Raw genomic sequence first — 14,503 nt, 5'->3', positions numbered from 1 at the left:
ACTACCATGCGTGCATTCCTGAATACCGCCGCTCTCGCGCTGTCGCTGGCCCTGCTGCCGCAGGCCGCCCAGGCTGAACGCCTGAAGGACCTGACCACGATCGCCGGCGTGCGCCAGAATCAGCTGAGCGGCTACGGCATCGTTGTCGGCCTCGATGGCAGCGGCGACCAGACCACCCAGACCCCGTTCACGGTGCAGTCGATCGTCTCGATGCTGCAGGCGAAGGGTGTGAACATGCCGCCCGGCACCAGCCTGCAACTGAAGAACGTGGCCGCGGTGATGGTCACCGCCTCCTTGCCAGCCTTTGCCCAGCCCGGCCAGACCATCGATATCACGGTCTCGTCCATCGGTAACGCCAAGAGCTTGCGCGGCGGTACCCTGATCATGACCCCGCTGCAAGGCGCCGATGGCCAGGTCTACGCCATGGCCCAGGGCAATGTGCTGGTCGGCGGCGTCGGTGCCCAGGCGGGCGGCGCCCAGGTACAGGTCAATCACCTGTCCGTGGGCAAGATCTCGGCCGGCGCCACGGTCGAGCGCGCGGTCGCCTCCAACCTGGGCGAAAACAACCAGATCCGCCTGGAATTGAACACCACCGATTTCTCCACCGTGGCCAGGGTGGTGGAAGCGATCAATAACCATTTCGGGCCGGATATCGCCACCGCGCTCGACGGCAGGGTGATCCGCGTGCGTTCGCCCTCGTCGAGCGACCAGCGGGTGGCTTTCATCGGTATCCTGGAAGGGCTGGAAGTCAATCCATCCAAGCTGGCCGCCAAGGTCATCATGAACGCGCGTACCGGCTCGGTGGTGATGAACCAGACCGTCACGCTCGATACTTGCGCGATTTCGCACGGCAATCTGTCGGTGACGATCAGTTCGGATCCGCAAGTGAGCCAACCGGGTCCGTTCTCGGGCGGCCAGACCGTGGTCACCCAGAATACCCAGGTGGAAGTGAAGAAAGACCCGGGCAAGGTGGTCATGGTCAAGGGCGGCGCTTCGCTGGCCGAAGTGGTCAAGGCCATGAATGCGATCGGGGCTTCGCCGCAAGACTTGCTCTCGATCCTGCAGGCGCTGAAAGCGGCCGGATCCTTGCGCGCCGAACTCGAAATTATCTGAGGACATCATCATGATCGGCCCATCGAACGACCTGAGCAGCAAGCTCGCCCTCGACACCAACGCCTTGGGCGGGCTCAAGCAGTCGGCCAAGGCCGGCTCCCCGGAAGCGCTGAAAACGGCGTCGACCCAGTTCGAGGCCATGTTCATCAACATGATGATGAAAAGCATGCGCGACGCCACGCCCCAGGGCGAAGGCATGCTCGACAGCCAGCAAACCAAGACCTTCACCACCATGCTCGACCAGCAGATGAGCCAAAACCTGGCCAAGCGCGGGGTCGGCCTGGCTGACGTGCTGATCCGCCAGCTGAGCAGCCAGGCCACGAATGCGCAGGCGCTGGCGATCAATGGCGATCCCTCCGCCCAGCCGGCCCAGCCGATCGCCATCGCCGGCGACCAGCCCGCCAGGCGCATCGCCCTGCCGCCCGGACGCGATGCCGGCGACATGATCAAGACTCCGGGCGCACTGCTCACGCCGGCCACGGTGCCTGGTGTGAGCGCGAGCGGGCGCCCGCAGTCGCCCCACGTGCGCGAATTCCAGGAAAAACTCGGGGCCCACGCCGACGAAGCCTCGCGCGCGACCGGCATTCCGGCCAAGTTCATGCTGGGCCAGGCCGCGCTCGAATCGGGCTGGGGCAAGCGTGAAATCCGCAATACCGACGGCAGCGCCAGCCACAACCTGTTCGGCATCAAGGCCGGTCCTGGCTGGACTGGCAAGGTTGCCACCGCGGTCACGACCGAATACGTCAACGGCAAGCCGCAGACGAAGGTGGAGAAATTCCGCGCCTACGATTCGTATGCCGACAGTTTCAAGGATTACGCCAAGCTGATCACGGATAACCCGCGCTACGAGAAAGTCCTGGCCCATGCCCAGGATGCGGCCGGCTTCGCCCACGGACTGCAAAAGGCTGGCTATGCCACCGATCCTCTGTACGCCGCCAAGCTGACCAAGATCATCCAGCGCAACCTGGCCTAGCCTGGCCCAGGCCGGCCTGGCGCGGCCCGGCCTGCGCGGCCCGGCCTGCGCGGCCCGGCCTGCGCGGCCCGGCCTGCGCGGCCCGCTCAAGTTTCTCGCAAAACTGCCGTAGATAGAGATATTCAAGGAAAGAAAACACATCATGTCTGGAAATCTACTCAACATTGGCAAGAGCGGGCTGTTCGCGGCGCAAGTAGGCTTGTCCACGGCGGGGCATAACATCGCCAACGCCAACGTGGCCGGCTACAGCCGCCAGACAGTGATCCAGGCGAGCGGCACGGCCCAGGCCTTCGGCTACGGTTTCGTCGGCAGCGGTACCGAGGTCGAGCAGATCAAGCGCTTTTCCGACCCTTTCCTGAATGGCCAGGTGCGTTCCGCCCAGACCCAGGTCAGTTCGCTCGACGCCTTTTATTCCCAGATCAGCCAGGTCGACAATCTCCTGTCCGACAGCACCTCCGGCCTGTCGCCGGCGCTGCAGGATTTTTTCAAGGGCGTGCAGGACATGGCCTCGAATCCGTCCTCGGCCGCGTCGCGCCAGGCGGTACTGTCGAACGGCGAATCCCTGGTGGCGCGCTTCCAGGGCATCGATGACCGCCTCACCGAGATCCGCGAGGGCGTCAACAGCGAAATCACGGCCAAGGTCGGCGTCATCAATTCCTACGCCCAGCAGATCGGCGAGCTCAACGACAAGATCGCCCAGCTCAGCACCGGTACCGGCAACGAACCGAACGACTTGATGGATGCGCGCGACCAGTTGATCGCCGACCTGAACAAGGAAGTCAAAACCACGGTCACGCGCGGCAACAACAACAGCATGACGGTCGCGATCGGCACCGGACAACCGCTGGTGGTGGGCAACAAGGCGTTCGAACTGGTGGCCACCACCTCGCCAACCGACCTGAGCAGGGTGCAAGTCGGCTTTGTCACCGGCAGCAAAACCACTGTGCTGGACGACAAGGTTTTCACTGGCGGCGCACTGGGCGGCTTGATGGAATTTCGTTCCGGCACCCTCGACCGTACCCAGAATTCGCTCGGCAGGGTGGCCATCGGCCTGGCGCAGACCTTCAACGCCCAGCACCGCCTCGGCCTCGATGCGGCCGGCAATCCGGGCGGCGACTTCTTCAAGGTCGGCGTGCCCGTGGTTGGGCGCAATATCAACAATGCGGTCGGCAGCACCACCGATGTGCAGGCCGCCATCGTCGACCCGACCGCCCTGACCCAGAGCGACTACAAGGTCAGCTACGACGGCAACAATTACACGGTGACCCGCCTGTCGGACAATAAACCGTTCCCGGTCAGCCCATTTCCGCAGACCACCCCGCAGACCATCGATGGCGTGGCCTTCACCGTCACCGGCAGCGCGGCGGCCGGCGACAGCTTCCTGGTGCGTCCGACCATCAACGGCGCGTCGGATTTTGCGATGATGGTCAACGAGCGCAGTTCGATTGCGGCCGCAGCCCCGATCAGCACCAGCATGCCGCTCAGTAACAAGGGCACGGTGACGATCAGCGAAGGCAATGTCGATGCGGCTTACCTGACACCAGGCAATGCGCTGACGACGCCGGTCAATCTGACCGTGGGCGGCGCTCCGGCCAGCCTGTCGGGTTTCCCGCCGGCCCAGGCCGTGACCGTCACCACCAATGGCGTGGCGACAACGTATCCGGCCGGCACCGCCTCGATTCCCTTCACGGCCGGCGCCAATTACAACTTTGGCGGCGTCAACCTGAAATTTGCCGGTACCCCGGTGGCGGGCGACACTTTCACGGTCGCCCCCAACAGCAATGGCACGGCCGACAACCGCAACGCCCGTCTGCTGGGCAATCTGCAGACCAAGCCCATCCTCGACGGCAGCAAGGCCACCTACCAGTCGGCCTACGCCGAGCTGGTCAGCTTTGTCGGCAACAAGACGCGCGAAGTGCAAGTCAATGGCCAGGCTGGCGATACCCTGCTCAAGCAGGTCACGGCGGCGCAGCAGGATGTGTCGGGTGTGAACCTGGATGAAGAAGCGACCAATCTGATCAAGTACCAGCAAGCCTACCAGGCGGCCGGCAAGGTGATGCAGATGGCCAGTACCCTGTTCGATACGGTGCTGTCGATCGGCCGTTAATCGTTGTAGTTGAGCAGTTCAGTCGAGGGAAACACCATGCGTATCAGTACCAGCACCATTTTTGCCAACGGCACGGGCCAGCTCGGCAGTTTGCAGAGCCAGCTGGCCAAGACCCAGATGCAGCTGTCGACCAACCGCCGTCTGGTGACGGCGGCCGACGATCCGGTCGCGGCCGCGCGCGCGCTCGAACTGACCCAGTCGGCCTCGGTGAACGAACAGTTCAAGGTCAACCGCCAGAACGCCAACAGCTCGCTGGGGCAGGTCGAAGGCGCGCTCACCAGCGCCACCACCCTGATGCAGGAAATCCAGCGCTTGTCGGTGTACGCCGGCAATGGCGCGCTGACCCCGCCCGACCGCGAAGCGATCGCGGTCGACCTCGAATCGCGCATGCAGGATTTGCTGGCTGTGGCCAACACCGAAGATGGCGTGGGCGGCTATCTGTTCGCCGGCCACCGCGCCGACACCCAGCCGTTCACCCAGACCGCCACGGGCGCCCAGTACAATGGCGACCAGGGCCAGCGCCAGCTGCAGGTGGGCTCGTCGCGCACCATGCCGGTGAGCGAGACCGGCAACGCCATTTTCGAGCGCAACATGACCGGCAACGGCAGTTTCCAGACGCGCGCCGCCGCCGGCAACACCGGCTCGGGCCTGGTGTCGCCGGGCACGGTGACCAACAAGGCGGCCTTGACCGGCCACGATTACAGCGTGAGCTTCGCGGTGACGGCGACCACCCCGCCGGTGACGACGTACATGGTGACCGACACCACCACCAATGAATCGATTCCGCGTCCGCCGGCCGTGGCCACGCCGCAGCCCTACAAAACCGGGCAGCAGATCGCGTTCGACGGCATGTCGCTCGATGTCAAGGGCGATCCGGCCAACGGCGACACGTTCACCACCACGCCGAGCGTGAACCAGTCGGTGTTTACCACCATCACCGACCTGGTTGCGGCGCTGCGCCAGCCAACCGTCGGCGCGGGCGGCAAGGCCCAGCTGGCCAACAGCCTGACAGTGGCCAATTCCAACCTCGGTTCCTCGCTCGACAACATCCTCTCGGTGCGTGCCTCGTTCGGCTCGCGCATGCAGGAGCTCGACTACCTCGACAGCGCCGGGTCGGACCGCGATATCCAGTACCAGACCGCGCTGTCGAACCTGCAAGACCTGGACATGGTCAAAGCCCTGTCGCAGTTCGCGCAGCAGCAGACCACGCTCGAAGCGGCGCAGAAGTCGTTCAAGATACTGTCGGGGCTGTCGCTGTTCAACTACATCGGGTAAGGGGCGCTGGCGGGACGGGGCGGGGCAACAGGTCTCGGCTGCATGGTCGTCTAAAGGTTCAATTTCTCGTGCGGTAAGGACGCCGATGGCGATCTGTTGCAAATGATATCTGGCTGCTTCCCTACCTCTGAGAGCGTCGCCAATGGGTGCGTCATCCGATCCCGCTTCGATACGCTTTGCAAGCAAGGCCACAGCATGCTCACCGTGCTGCAGCATGCCTTCGCCGGAAATCCGATTCAGCCGGCTTCATAGCGGCTGAACAGTCACCGTATTTTTACATGAATGAAGTTTTGTCCGCCATCAGTTCCTGATACATGTAAGTGCAGGCGTCGGATTCCGACGAGAATTGCTTGATATGATTTCTTTCCCCTTTTTCAGAATAAAACACCTCCCATTTGCCGTCGACATTCTCTAAACAAAGAGCTAAATCTTCGGCGCCTGATACGCTGTATGCGCTTGGTCGGACGCCCGCTGCTTGCAAGGCGCGAATAAGTTTGAGTCTATTGCTTGTATCCATTGTAAGGTCCTCTATACACTTCTTTCAATTGCCCGCTATCGAGCAAATTCTTGACGCGCGTGTCTCCAAGGAGCTTATATTGCGTTCCCATCCCAATCTCGCCAAACCACGGTTTAATTGTTGCAGCCTCAACATCAAGGGGGCCTGTAACTTCGAAGACGGAATAGGGAGAATTTTGAGTTCCGGGCCTCAATGCACGTTCCGAATAAGATGTTCCAGTTGGCGATAAATAGCTTCCAAAATCAGATCCGAATCTATCAATTTTGGCTCCAGGCAACAGCGTGAATGGGGTGTTTCCATCCAATGCCCCGGAATTCGGCGGCCACTCTTTGTTTGAATATGCCTTGAACCCGGACTGAACCCGACTTGGATCATCGAATAGCGCGAATTCCTTTAAGGTAGGCGTTCCGGCCACGCCGTTATCGGCCTTCCATGCTTTGTACGTATCCAGGCGCGAAGCAAGTGCCGGATTGGTCGCACTGTCGCTTGTGGTATTTGTCCCAGTACACTTACAAGTTTTCGACAACCCGAGCGGGTCGGTCCACCCGCTCGGATTTGGCGCATACTGGTACGAGTTGCTTCCGCCTGCCAAGCCAATCGGATCAAGTGAAACATACCGCCCACAGTCCGCATCGTAGTAGCGGAAGCGGTTGTAGTTCAAGCCCGTTTCGCTGTCGTGATACTGCCCCAGAAAACGGATCGGCTGGAGCTGTGCAACATCATTCGCCGCCTCTGCCTCAACAGCGGCCAGAATGCGGCGCTTCGGCGCGGCCTGGACGACACGCAGCACATTTCCCCAAGCCTTGTACTGTGTCGCCCACACGATTTCGCCTTGCTCGTCGGTCACCTCATTCGGCGTGCCGAGATGGTCGGTGTGGATATAATGGACTTCGCTGCGGCGTTCGCTGCCGCCATCATCGGCAACCGAATCGATCTGCGCCAGCGGCACGAACGAGGCCGGCTCATACACATAGGTGCGCTCCCACTTCCCGCGCGCCTCGCACAGCAAGCGATTGCCGTCCCACACAAACCGGGTCATGCCAAACCCGTCGCGCTTGGCGATCCTGCGCCCGAACGGATCGTAAGCGTACTTGACGGTCTGCACCGTCGGATTCGCTTCCTTGGCATTGCGCGTCACCACCGACTTGACCAGCTGATGCGCCGCATTCCACTCCAGCTTCAGGCGCGTGTGCTTCCCGGTCAGCTTCTCGGTCAGATTGCCGTGCGCATCGTAGTCGTAGCGCTTGTCCTCGAACACGCGCACCCGGTTGCCTTCCACCCGGCCAGCGCTCGCCACTGTTTCAGCGAGCAGATTGTGCGCCGGGTCGAACGCGAAGCGCTCCGCCAGGTCCGGCTGCACGGCACTCATGATGCGGCCGATCACGTCGTAACTGTAGCTCTTGCGTCCGTTGCGCTTGTCGTCGACCGCCAGAAGATTACCGCCCTCGTCATACTCATAGCGCCGCGCGATCACCATCTCGGCGCTTGCGCCCACGCCCAGGTGGCCCGCCACCTGCGCCAGCAGGCGTCCGACCGGGTTGTACTGGAACTGGCTGGTCAGCGCCCCTTGCGTGCGGCTGATCGCCCGGTGCAGCCTGTCGCGCTCGATATCGGTGATGACCTCGCCGTCGATATTGATCTGATGCAGGTGCCCCGAACCGTAAAACAGGTTGTTGAGGACGCGGCCGTCAGGCAAGACCGTCTTGATCCGGTTGCCCAGCTCGTCGTACTCGTGGCGCAGCGCGGCGCTGACATCGCGGGCCTTGGTGTGCTCGCCCACCAGCTGGCCCAGCACATCGTAGTGCAGGCTCACTTCGGCATCCGAATTGATCGCCTGCGTCATCCGCCCGACGGCATCGTAGGCATAGCGCAGGCGCAGTTGTTCAGCCTGGGTATCGCCCGTGGTGCGCGAGATCAGCTTTTCGACCAGCTGGCCGGCATTGTCACGCACGAAGTGGGTATCGATGCGTGTGTATTCGTTGCGCTCGCCGCTGCCGAGTTCTTCCTTGGCTGCGATCAGGCCGCTGTCGTCGTAGCGGTAACGCGTCAGGCGCCCGTCGAAGCCGGTCTCTTCAACCAGGCGGTCAAGCGCATCGTAGATGAAGGAGTGCGCGTCGCCGTTTTCGTTGATCAGCGCGGCAACGCGGCGGGCATCGTCGTAGCGGTATTCCATCACGCCGCCGCGCGCGTCGATGCGCTTGAGCGGCTGTCCATCGGTGTCGAACACGTAGCCGGTACGGTTGCCGAGCGGGTCGATATGCGCGACCACGCGTCCCAGCGGATCGTATTCGTAGCGCTCGCCGCCATCCGGTTTTTCAGTCCCCAAAGGCCGGCCGGCGGCATCGTAGCTGTAGAGGGTGCTGTTGCCGTGGGCGTCGGTGGCGCGCAGCAGCCGGCCCTTGTCGTCGTAGCTGAAGTGGGTCGTGTTGTTGGAGCAATCGGTATAGCTGATCAGCTGGGCGGCGCGGTTGTACGCCAGCTTCTTGACCCCGCCGGCCGCATCCGTCACCTTGACCGGCAAGCCGTTTGCATCGTACTGGTAGGAGGTGCGCTGGCCCAAGGCGTCGGTCACGCTCGCCAGGTTGCCCGATTCGTCGTAGCGCAGGGCGGTGGTGGCGCCGAGCGCATCGGTGATCAGGGCCGGCTTGTCGAAACGGCTGTCGTAGACGATGCCGGTGCCGCTGCCACCACTTTCGATGCGGGTCACGCGGCTGCGCTGGTCGTAGCGGTAGCTGACGCTGCGCCCGCCCGGGTCCGTGAGGACGAGCAGATTGCCGTTGCTGTCGAGACGGCGCGTGGTCACGCCGCCGGCCGCGTCCACCATGCCAATCAGGCGTTGCTTTGCGTCGAAGCGGAAACGCTCTTCGCGCCCCAGGTTGTCGGTGACGACGCTTTCCTGCTCCAGGTAGCGGAAGTCCCACGAACGACCGTCATTGAGCCAATTGCGCGTGACCTTGCCGCCGACGGCGTACTCGTCGTATTCGTAGCGTGACACCAGTCCGCCGGGCTGACTGTGTTCGACCATGACGCGGTTGCGATAGGCGAACTGGCGCGTCACATCGCCCTTGCCGTTGCGGACCTTGGACAGGTTGCCGCTGGCATCGTAATCGTACGCGACCAGCAGTTCGGTGTCTGCGTCGCTCTCCGGCTCGGCCGGCCGCATGGCAATGCTGCGCAGGCGCGGGAAGCCGCGGTGGTCTTCGAACTCAAGCAGGTAGCTGCGCCCGGCACTGTCCTCCACCAGCTCGGGCAATTGGCGCTGGTTGTACACGATGGTGAGCCGGTTGCCGTTGGTGTCCATCTGACCAACCAGCCGGGCGATGTTGCTGCTCGTGGCGGACAGAGCGAACAGGTCGCGACCGCCATTGGTGTCGACCAGCTCGAAACTGCGCTCGTGCGTACGTACCAGGGTGATTCGTTCGGACGGCGAATACAGCGATTCGCCAATGTCGGGCAAGGAGAAGGTGATCTCACGTGCGAAGGGGGCGAGTACGACGACGCTGTCGACGTTGATTTCCAGCGCTATCGAAAGCGGCGTGTCCCAACCGGAGCCCAGCCAGCCGGCTTGCCGTTGGGCGGTGCTGTAGCTGCGTTGCCAGAAGAGGGGCAGTGCTGCCGGCAGCGCAAAGTCCACGTCAATATCGCCAGCGAGGAATTTGGCGCCGCTAATCGGGTTAACTGGCGCTCCTTTACGCACGCATGTGACGCACGGTATGTTGGACTCGCCTTCCTTGACCGGCCCGTTCTCCTTGGGCTTGGAAGCCTCCGGCTTTGCCGGCGCCGCTTTTTCCGCGACGGGCGGCTTGGCCGGTCCCTCGGCCGCTGCCCGCACTTTCAGCTTCAAGGCGGGATGGTTTAAAACGATCTGCTCGTTCTTTTGCAGCCAGGCGGCAAAGCCTACGCCTAACTTGCTCTTGCCGATTTTTTCCAGCACCTTGGCCGTGAGCTTACCCGCGTACACCGCCGCGACCGCGGCCAGCATGCCGATAATGAGGATGAACTTGCCTTGTGCAAAAGACACGGCTGCCGCATGGATCAGTTCAATTCGTTTGGTGCGCTGGTCCTCCGGCAGCATGCCGGCACGGATAGCCAAAGCGAAGCCCTCGACGATGGGTGCAAAGAGCATCTTCACAACGGGCCAGAAAGCTTTCGCCAGGTCGGCCAGGCCCATCAGCGCCATGATGGCGCCGCCAATTTCCATGCCAGCCTGCGCGCCGACCACCGCGCCAGGCACCGCGCCAACGCCGCCGGCCAGGGCGCCAAGCGCGCCGCCCACGGCACCGCCCAGGACCGCCCCGCCGCCGATGTACTTGGCAGTTTCCTTGGCCACTTCCAGAAGCACGGCTTGGACCACCCTGAGGTCGAGCCCCTGGACGGTGGAGTTCAGGCGCTGGACTACAAGCCGGTTCGACTCGTCCAGCGCATCATTGACCGCAAGAAAGAGCCGTCCCTCCGGAAAATGCTGCGCCACGTCCCTCAGGTTGGGTAAAGGATGCGAGCGGGTAAACTGTTGCAGATGCTTTTGGACATCGCTGACTGCCTTCGCGCCACCCGTCAGGCAAGTCCGCTCCAGGTCGTGCAACGCCTTGCTCATTTGCGTGAAATCTTTAGCGAAGTCAAAAGTGCTCATGCAGCGGATCTTTATTTTGAGTAACGAAATTCAGAATGTTTGATATTGATAATGCAATTTTTCGTGCGTTCAAGATTTTAAACGATATTTCGCGGCAGGCTCAAAAATTGAGCAAATGTGAACAACGGACCATGGCGCTGCGACATCGCAATGCCGGCCTCAGGGCGGCTGGCCCGGCGCGCCCTGTGCTGATCCGTTGGATAGCGCGGCAGACCTGTCGGTCGGTGCTGGCGTAGCCGCCATGCGCGGCACCCGGCGCGCCGTTTCGATGCCTTCGTTGAACAGCACCTGAAACGGACTGCCCAGGTAAGGCAGCACCATCACGATCACCAGCATGTCCCCAAGGGCGATTGGAAAGCCGAACGCGATCTGGCCGACCAGCCGGGCAATGTTGCTGCTCGTGGCGGACAGGGCGAGCAGGCCGCGCTCGCCCTTGACGTCGACCAGCTCGAAACTGCGCTCGTGCGTGCGCGCTAGGGTGATTTTTTCGGACGGCGAATACACACATTCCAGAGCGTGCCATCGGTTCCGAAATGCCGATTCAATCGCTCAAGGAATGGCAGCGAAACAAATCTGAGCTATTTGTTAAGCGCGTTTATGACCAGATGAGACTTGACAATTAAAAAATAGAAATGGAGATAAATTAGCCCTCTTCGATCCATTTTGGCAAGCCTGCGTCAATAAGTTTATCCATCGCTATCTGTGTATTTTTTACTTCCGATTCTTTTGAGCCAATCTCAAGAACCTCGTTATAAGTAAATGCATAATCTCTTTCAGTGAAAAATGAAATTACCTCTGCAAGGTTGCGATCTGACATATGTTCATATAGTATATTCAATACGGCTCTATATTCATCGTTCGGGAATCCTTCTGGATAAGCTCTTTTGATTAAGGCTACTGTTTTCATCAACTGTTCTTCTATCTGTTTCATTTTATTGTCCAGTTAGGGAAACGGGGGGATGGAGATACGCGTCAAAGTCTACTCCTTGGGCCTTAGTCCCACGTAAGAACTTCGCATCGCTGGTCAACGTTTGGATTCCAAGCTGATCTGCAGTTCCAAAAATCTTTATATCATTAGCGCCAACGCTGTTTGTAACTTTTAGATTTTGCGCTTGTACTGACAAATTATCGGGAACAATCTTTACTTTTTCCATGAATCGTTGAGCACGTGCGGCCTCTTTTGTGCCGCCAATTTTGCTATAAATATTTGTGAACTCTGCTGCTGTCGTTTCAGTCATTATCATTTGCCTTCCCTCAACAAGCGTTTTTAATTGATGACGCAAAAAGGAGAACCTTCTGCAATGAAAGCCTAACTTAACGACTTAACTCATCCCAAAGCGGCGAAAGGCCGATTTTTTCCATGTAACTACCAAAATCTATAAATGGAGAGCGGCCAATTTCATCAAATGAAAACCACGTGGCTTCGCATTCTGCGCAGACAAAAATTTCCTCACCAGTTTTAGTAATTTTTGCTTTAACTATATCGCCTTGCTCGCATCGGGGGCACAACATAAAAAACGTCCTCTCAGTGAATTTGGTATGCGGTGATAATTTTATTGGTTTGCGGACGCACGATAATTTTTATGCTGGTCTCTCCAGCAGTTCCGATTGAGCGCCCCATTGGCACTATGTATGCACCAGGATCGTTTAGATACAGTATCCGAAGTCAAGTTCCAATCAGAACAACATTGAGTCTTTTCGACGAGCTGTCATTGTCAACAGAATGGCAATGGGGTATCAAATTGAACGTTCAATATAGACCGCTTTTATGTTGTCGCCGGGTACTATCCAAGTAAAGCCCGAGCTTGTTAAAAATCGGACACTTTCTTGGTGGACTTCAACGTTTATAAACGGATTGGATTCTGTGGAAACTAATGCCCAATTTAGGACGTCTTGGGTTTTTTTGTAGAAAAAACCACATGAACCATGAGAAGCTGCCTCCCCACCTACGTAGGTTGATTCTCCCATCTCAACAGAGAAATTTGGAAAGACATCCGTTAAATCCGATATATCTACTGGAATTTGGTAGTCAATCGCAATTTTATGGTTTTTTATTTCGTAGCCTACAATTTGTGACGAATTTATTGCTATGCAATCAGCATAAAAAAATTCTCCGCGAGCAATAAGTTTTTTAACATCCACAGCGATTTATTCTATTTTCTTGCACTCGTTTTTTACCGTCGATTTTGCCAATTGCTGGCGTTTCCGATGTTCCATATTGTCCAAGGCCGTTCTCTCTCAATCTTTTATCGAAAGCTTCATCCCATGTTTTCCCGTTTGGTGATTTTGGATAGATATCCGAGCCATTGACTATATTTACAGGGGCACCTTTTAAGCCAAGTTCTTGCGCTGCAGCTAATCTTCGGTTATCGAAGCTTACTAACGTCCCATTACGGTTTATTACCGTAAGTGGATCGCCAATCCACCCTTGTTCAGGCATTACAGCAGCATAATCGTTCGCGCTCACCCATGATCGACTAAAATTTAAAGAGCTTGGATCAACTGTAATAGGACTTAATCCTAGAGGGTCAACCCAACCACTTGGATTGGCGGCATATTGATAGAGATTGTTGCCACCATTCCAACCAATTGGGTCTTGGCTTATATATCGCCCGCAGTCTGCATCATAGTAGCGGAACCGGTTGTAGTTCAAGCCAGTTTCGCTGTCGTGATATTGCCCCAGAAAACGGATCGGCTGGAACTGTGCAACATCATTCGCCGCCTCAGCCTCAACAGCGGCCAAACCGTGGCGCTTCGGCGCCGCTTGGACGACACGCAGTACATTCCCCCAAGCCTTGTACTGCGTCGCCCACACGATTTCGCCTTGCTCGTCGGTCACCTCATTCGGCGTGCCGAGATGGTCGGTGTGGATATAATGGACTTCGCTGCGGCGTTCGCTGCCGCCATCATCGGCAACCGAATCGATCTGCGCCAGCGGCACCATTAGGAGCTTGAGAAATTCATTGAACACCGGCGCGGTAACGGAGCCTTCATTGATTTGCGATTGCCTAATATCCAGCCCGTTTCGGTTTATCGGCGCTGCCCCGGGGCTCCTTCATTCTAATATCCGCCAGCATTCTCGTCAGCCACGGACAACCATGCATCCACAAGCAGATCAAACTGATTATTCTTGGCCTTAACGCCCAAATCAGAAATGGCAGTTCTTGCATTGCTGATTGTCCAACCAGTTGAATTTAACGTCAACCAAGCACTTTGAAAGTCATTCTTGCTTAAATATTCGCGAAACAATTCGAACTTACTTTTTCTGGAATTTTCGAGCCAAGCTGGTTTAGCTATGCTAGCAGGCCATTGACGTAAAATTTCATTAGAAATTTCAAATGAGCATGTTTTTCTCAGCCATGAGTCGGGACTATGAAAATCCCCAGTAGGGAATTCACCAGAATAGTCTGCAATTGCATTCACGCTTTCCAGCGGGGTTCGGTCTTTAAATTGGTCAATATTCACTAGGCCATGCGCCTCATCACCCGACACAAGCGATACCGCGTCGATTTGATCTAGATTTGTAATTCCAACTTCCCTTACGAAAACCAGTAAGTCACTTTCAATTCCGTCGCGTTCACTAATTGACATCATTGCAATCATGCTAAATAATTGCTCGACGGTTCGCGCTATTTCAATGGTCATGCGTCCTGCGTTCACATACATTTTTACGAACGATATTTCTCGATCCATGAACCAGTGTTTCCAAATTCCAATGTATGTTGGCCCCGAGCCGTCGCTCCATATGGGAAGCAAAGCGGGTGGAAATCCAAACCATTCAGGCGGGGCTTTAAATGTAGCCAAGGGCGGCAAGATGCTCCCCTCGGCGCATCTGTTGATAGCCTCTGGCAGGTTTAGTGAGCGAAAAATTTTTGTATATGAATTCAT

At 58.2% G+C, this 14,503-nt stretch carries 12 protein-coding genes; 4 read left to right on the top strand and 8 right to left on the bottom strand.

From position 1 onward, the window contains the following. Nucleotides 1–6 precede the first annotated feature (6 nt). From IV454_RS00855 to flgL, 4 genes are all read left to right on the top strand, one after another. On the top strand, nt 7–1,113 hold the full coding sequence (locus IV454_RS00855; RefSeq protein ID WP_206089780.1) for a flagellar basal body P-ring protein FlgI: 1,107 nt from the start codon (nt 7–9) through the stop codon (nt 1,111–1,113). Nucleotides 1,114–1,123: 10 nt separating this feature from the next. Further along, nucleotides 1,124–2,086, top strand: coding sequence for a flagellar assembly peptidoglycan hydrolase FlgJ (flgJ, locus tag IV454_RS00850; protein ID WP_206089779.1), 963 nt, complete (start codon nt 1,124–1,126; stop codon nt 2,084–2,086). Nucleotides 2,087–2,228: 142 nt separating this feature from the next. Continuing rightward, complete coding sequence (flgK, locus tag IV454_RS00845) at nt 2,229–4,193, top strand: flagellar hook-associated protein FlgK (RefSeq protein ID WP_206089778.1); 1,965 nt, start codon at nt 2,229–2,231, stop codon at nt 4,191–4,193. 36 nt (nt 4,194–4,229) lie between these two features. After that, complete coding sequence (flgL, locus tag IV454_RS00840; RefSeq protein ID WP_206089777.1) at nt 4,230–5,468, top strand: flagellar hook-associated protein FlgL; 1,239 nt, start codon at nt 4,230–4,232, stop codon at nt 5,466–5,468. A gap of 274 nt (nt 5,469–5,742) precedes the next feature. Here the strand turns inward: flgL and IV454_RS00835 are convergent, their stop codons facing one another. The 8 genes from IV454_RS00835 to IV454_RS00800 all read right to left on the bottom strand — a co-directional run bounded on the left by IV454_RS00835 (nt 5,743) and on the right by IV454_RS00800 (nt 14,503). Then, on the bottom strand, nt 5,743–5,985 hold the full coding sequence (locus IV454_RS00835) for a hypothetical protein (RefSeq protein WP_146046609.1): 243 nt from the start codon (nt 5,983–5,985) through the stop codon (nt 5,743–5,745). After that, the gene (locus tag IV454_RS00830; protein ID WP_206089776.1) at nt 5,969–10,615 is read right to left on the bottom strand and encodes a DUF6861 domain-containing protein; all 4,647 of its coding nucleotides are present in this window, start codon (nt 10,613–10,615) and stop codon (nt 5,969–5,971) included. Before IV454_RS00830 ends, IV454_RS00835 begins: the two co-directional genes overlap by 17 nt. A 159-nt stretch (nt 10,616–10,774) precedes the next feature. After that, nucleotides 10,775–11,119, bottom strand: a complete 345-nt coding sequence (locus IV454_RS00825) for a hypothetical protein (protein WP_206089775.1) — start codon at nt 11,117–11,119, stop codon at nt 10,775–10,777. Between the two features lie 139 nt (nt 11,120–11,258). After that, nucleotides 11,259–11,546: a DUF3349 domain-containing protein gene (locus IV454_RS00820; protein WP_206089774.1), complete on the bottom strand. Its 288-nt coding sequence runs from the start codon at nt 11,544–11,546 to the stop codon at nt 11,259–11,261. Between the two features lies 1 nt (nt 11,547). Continuing rightward, nucleotides 11,548–11,898 (bottom strand): DUF1308 domain-containing protein, encoded by a 351-nt coding sequence (locus IV454_RS00815; RefSeq protein ID WP_206089773.1) that lies wholly within the window; start codon nt 11,896–11,898, stop codon nt 11,548–11,550. 454 nt (nt 11,899–12,352) lie between these two features. Further along, nucleotides 12,353–12,757 (bottom strand): hypothetical protein, encoded by a 405-nt coding sequence (locus tag IV454_RS00810; RefSeq protein WP_206089772.1) that lies wholly within the window; start codon nt 12,755–12,757, stop codon nt 12,353–12,355. Continuing rightward, nucleotides 12,747–13,586: an RHS repeat domain-containing protein gene (locus tag IV454_RS33270; RefSeq protein ID WP_282961392.1), complete on the bottom strand. Its 840-nt coding sequence runs from the start codon at nt 13,584–13,586 to the stop codon at nt 12,747–12,749. The genes IV454_RS00810 and IV454_RS33270 overlap by 11 nt, the downstream gene beginning before the upstream one ends. A gap of 89 nt (nt 13,587–13,675) precedes the next feature. Continuing rightward, complete coding sequence (locus IV454_RS00800; RefSeq protein WP_206089771.1) at nt 13,676–14,503, bottom strand: hypothetical protein; 828 nt, start codon at nt 14,501–14,503, stop codon at nt 13,676–13,678.

This window comes from Massilia antarctica (assembly GCF_015689335.1).
In the GTDB taxonomy this organism is placed as follows: domain Bacteria; phylum Pseudomonadota; class Gammaproteobacteria; order Burkholderiales; family Burkholderiaceae_D; genus Telluria_A; species Telluria_A antarctica.
This window is presented reverse-complemented; position numbering and strand designations above follow the sequence as displayed.

What these genes read in the sequence shown, in the direction of transcription:
- flgJ (WP_206089779.1), top strand. Translation starts at nt 1,124, where the DNA reads ATGATCGGCCCATCGAACGACCTGAGCAGCAAGCTCGCCCTCGACACC.
- IV454_RS00800 (WP_206089771.1), bottom strand. Translation starts at nt 14,503, where the DNA reads ATGAATTCATATACAAAAATTTTTCGCTCACTAAACCTGCCAGAGGCT.
- IV454_RS00835 (WP_146046609.1), bottom strand. Translation starts at nt 5,985, where the DNA reads ATGGATACAAGCAATAGACTCAAACTTATTCGCGCCTTGCAAGCAGCG.
- IV454_RS00855 (WP_206089780.1), top strand. Translation starts at nt 7, where the DNA reads ATGCGTGCATTCCTGAATACCGCCGCTCTCGCGCTGTCGCTGGCCCTG.
- flgK (WP_206089778.1), top strand. Translation starts at nt 2,229, where the DNA reads ATGTCTGGAAATCTACTCAACATTGGCAAGAGCGGGCTGTTCGCGGCG.
- IV454_RS00830 (WP_206089776.1), bottom strand. Translation starts at nt 10,615, where the DNA reads ATGAGCACTTTTGACTTCGCTAAAGATTTCACGCAAATGAGCAAGGCG.
- IV454_RS00820 (WP_206089774.1), bottom strand. Translation starts at nt 11,546, where the DNA reads ATGAAACAGATAGAAGAACAGTTGATGAAAACAGTAGCCTTAATCAAA.
- flgL (WP_206089777.1), top strand. Translation starts at nt 4,230, where the DNA reads ATGCGTATCAGTACCAGCACCATTTTTGCCAACGGCACGGGCCAGCTC.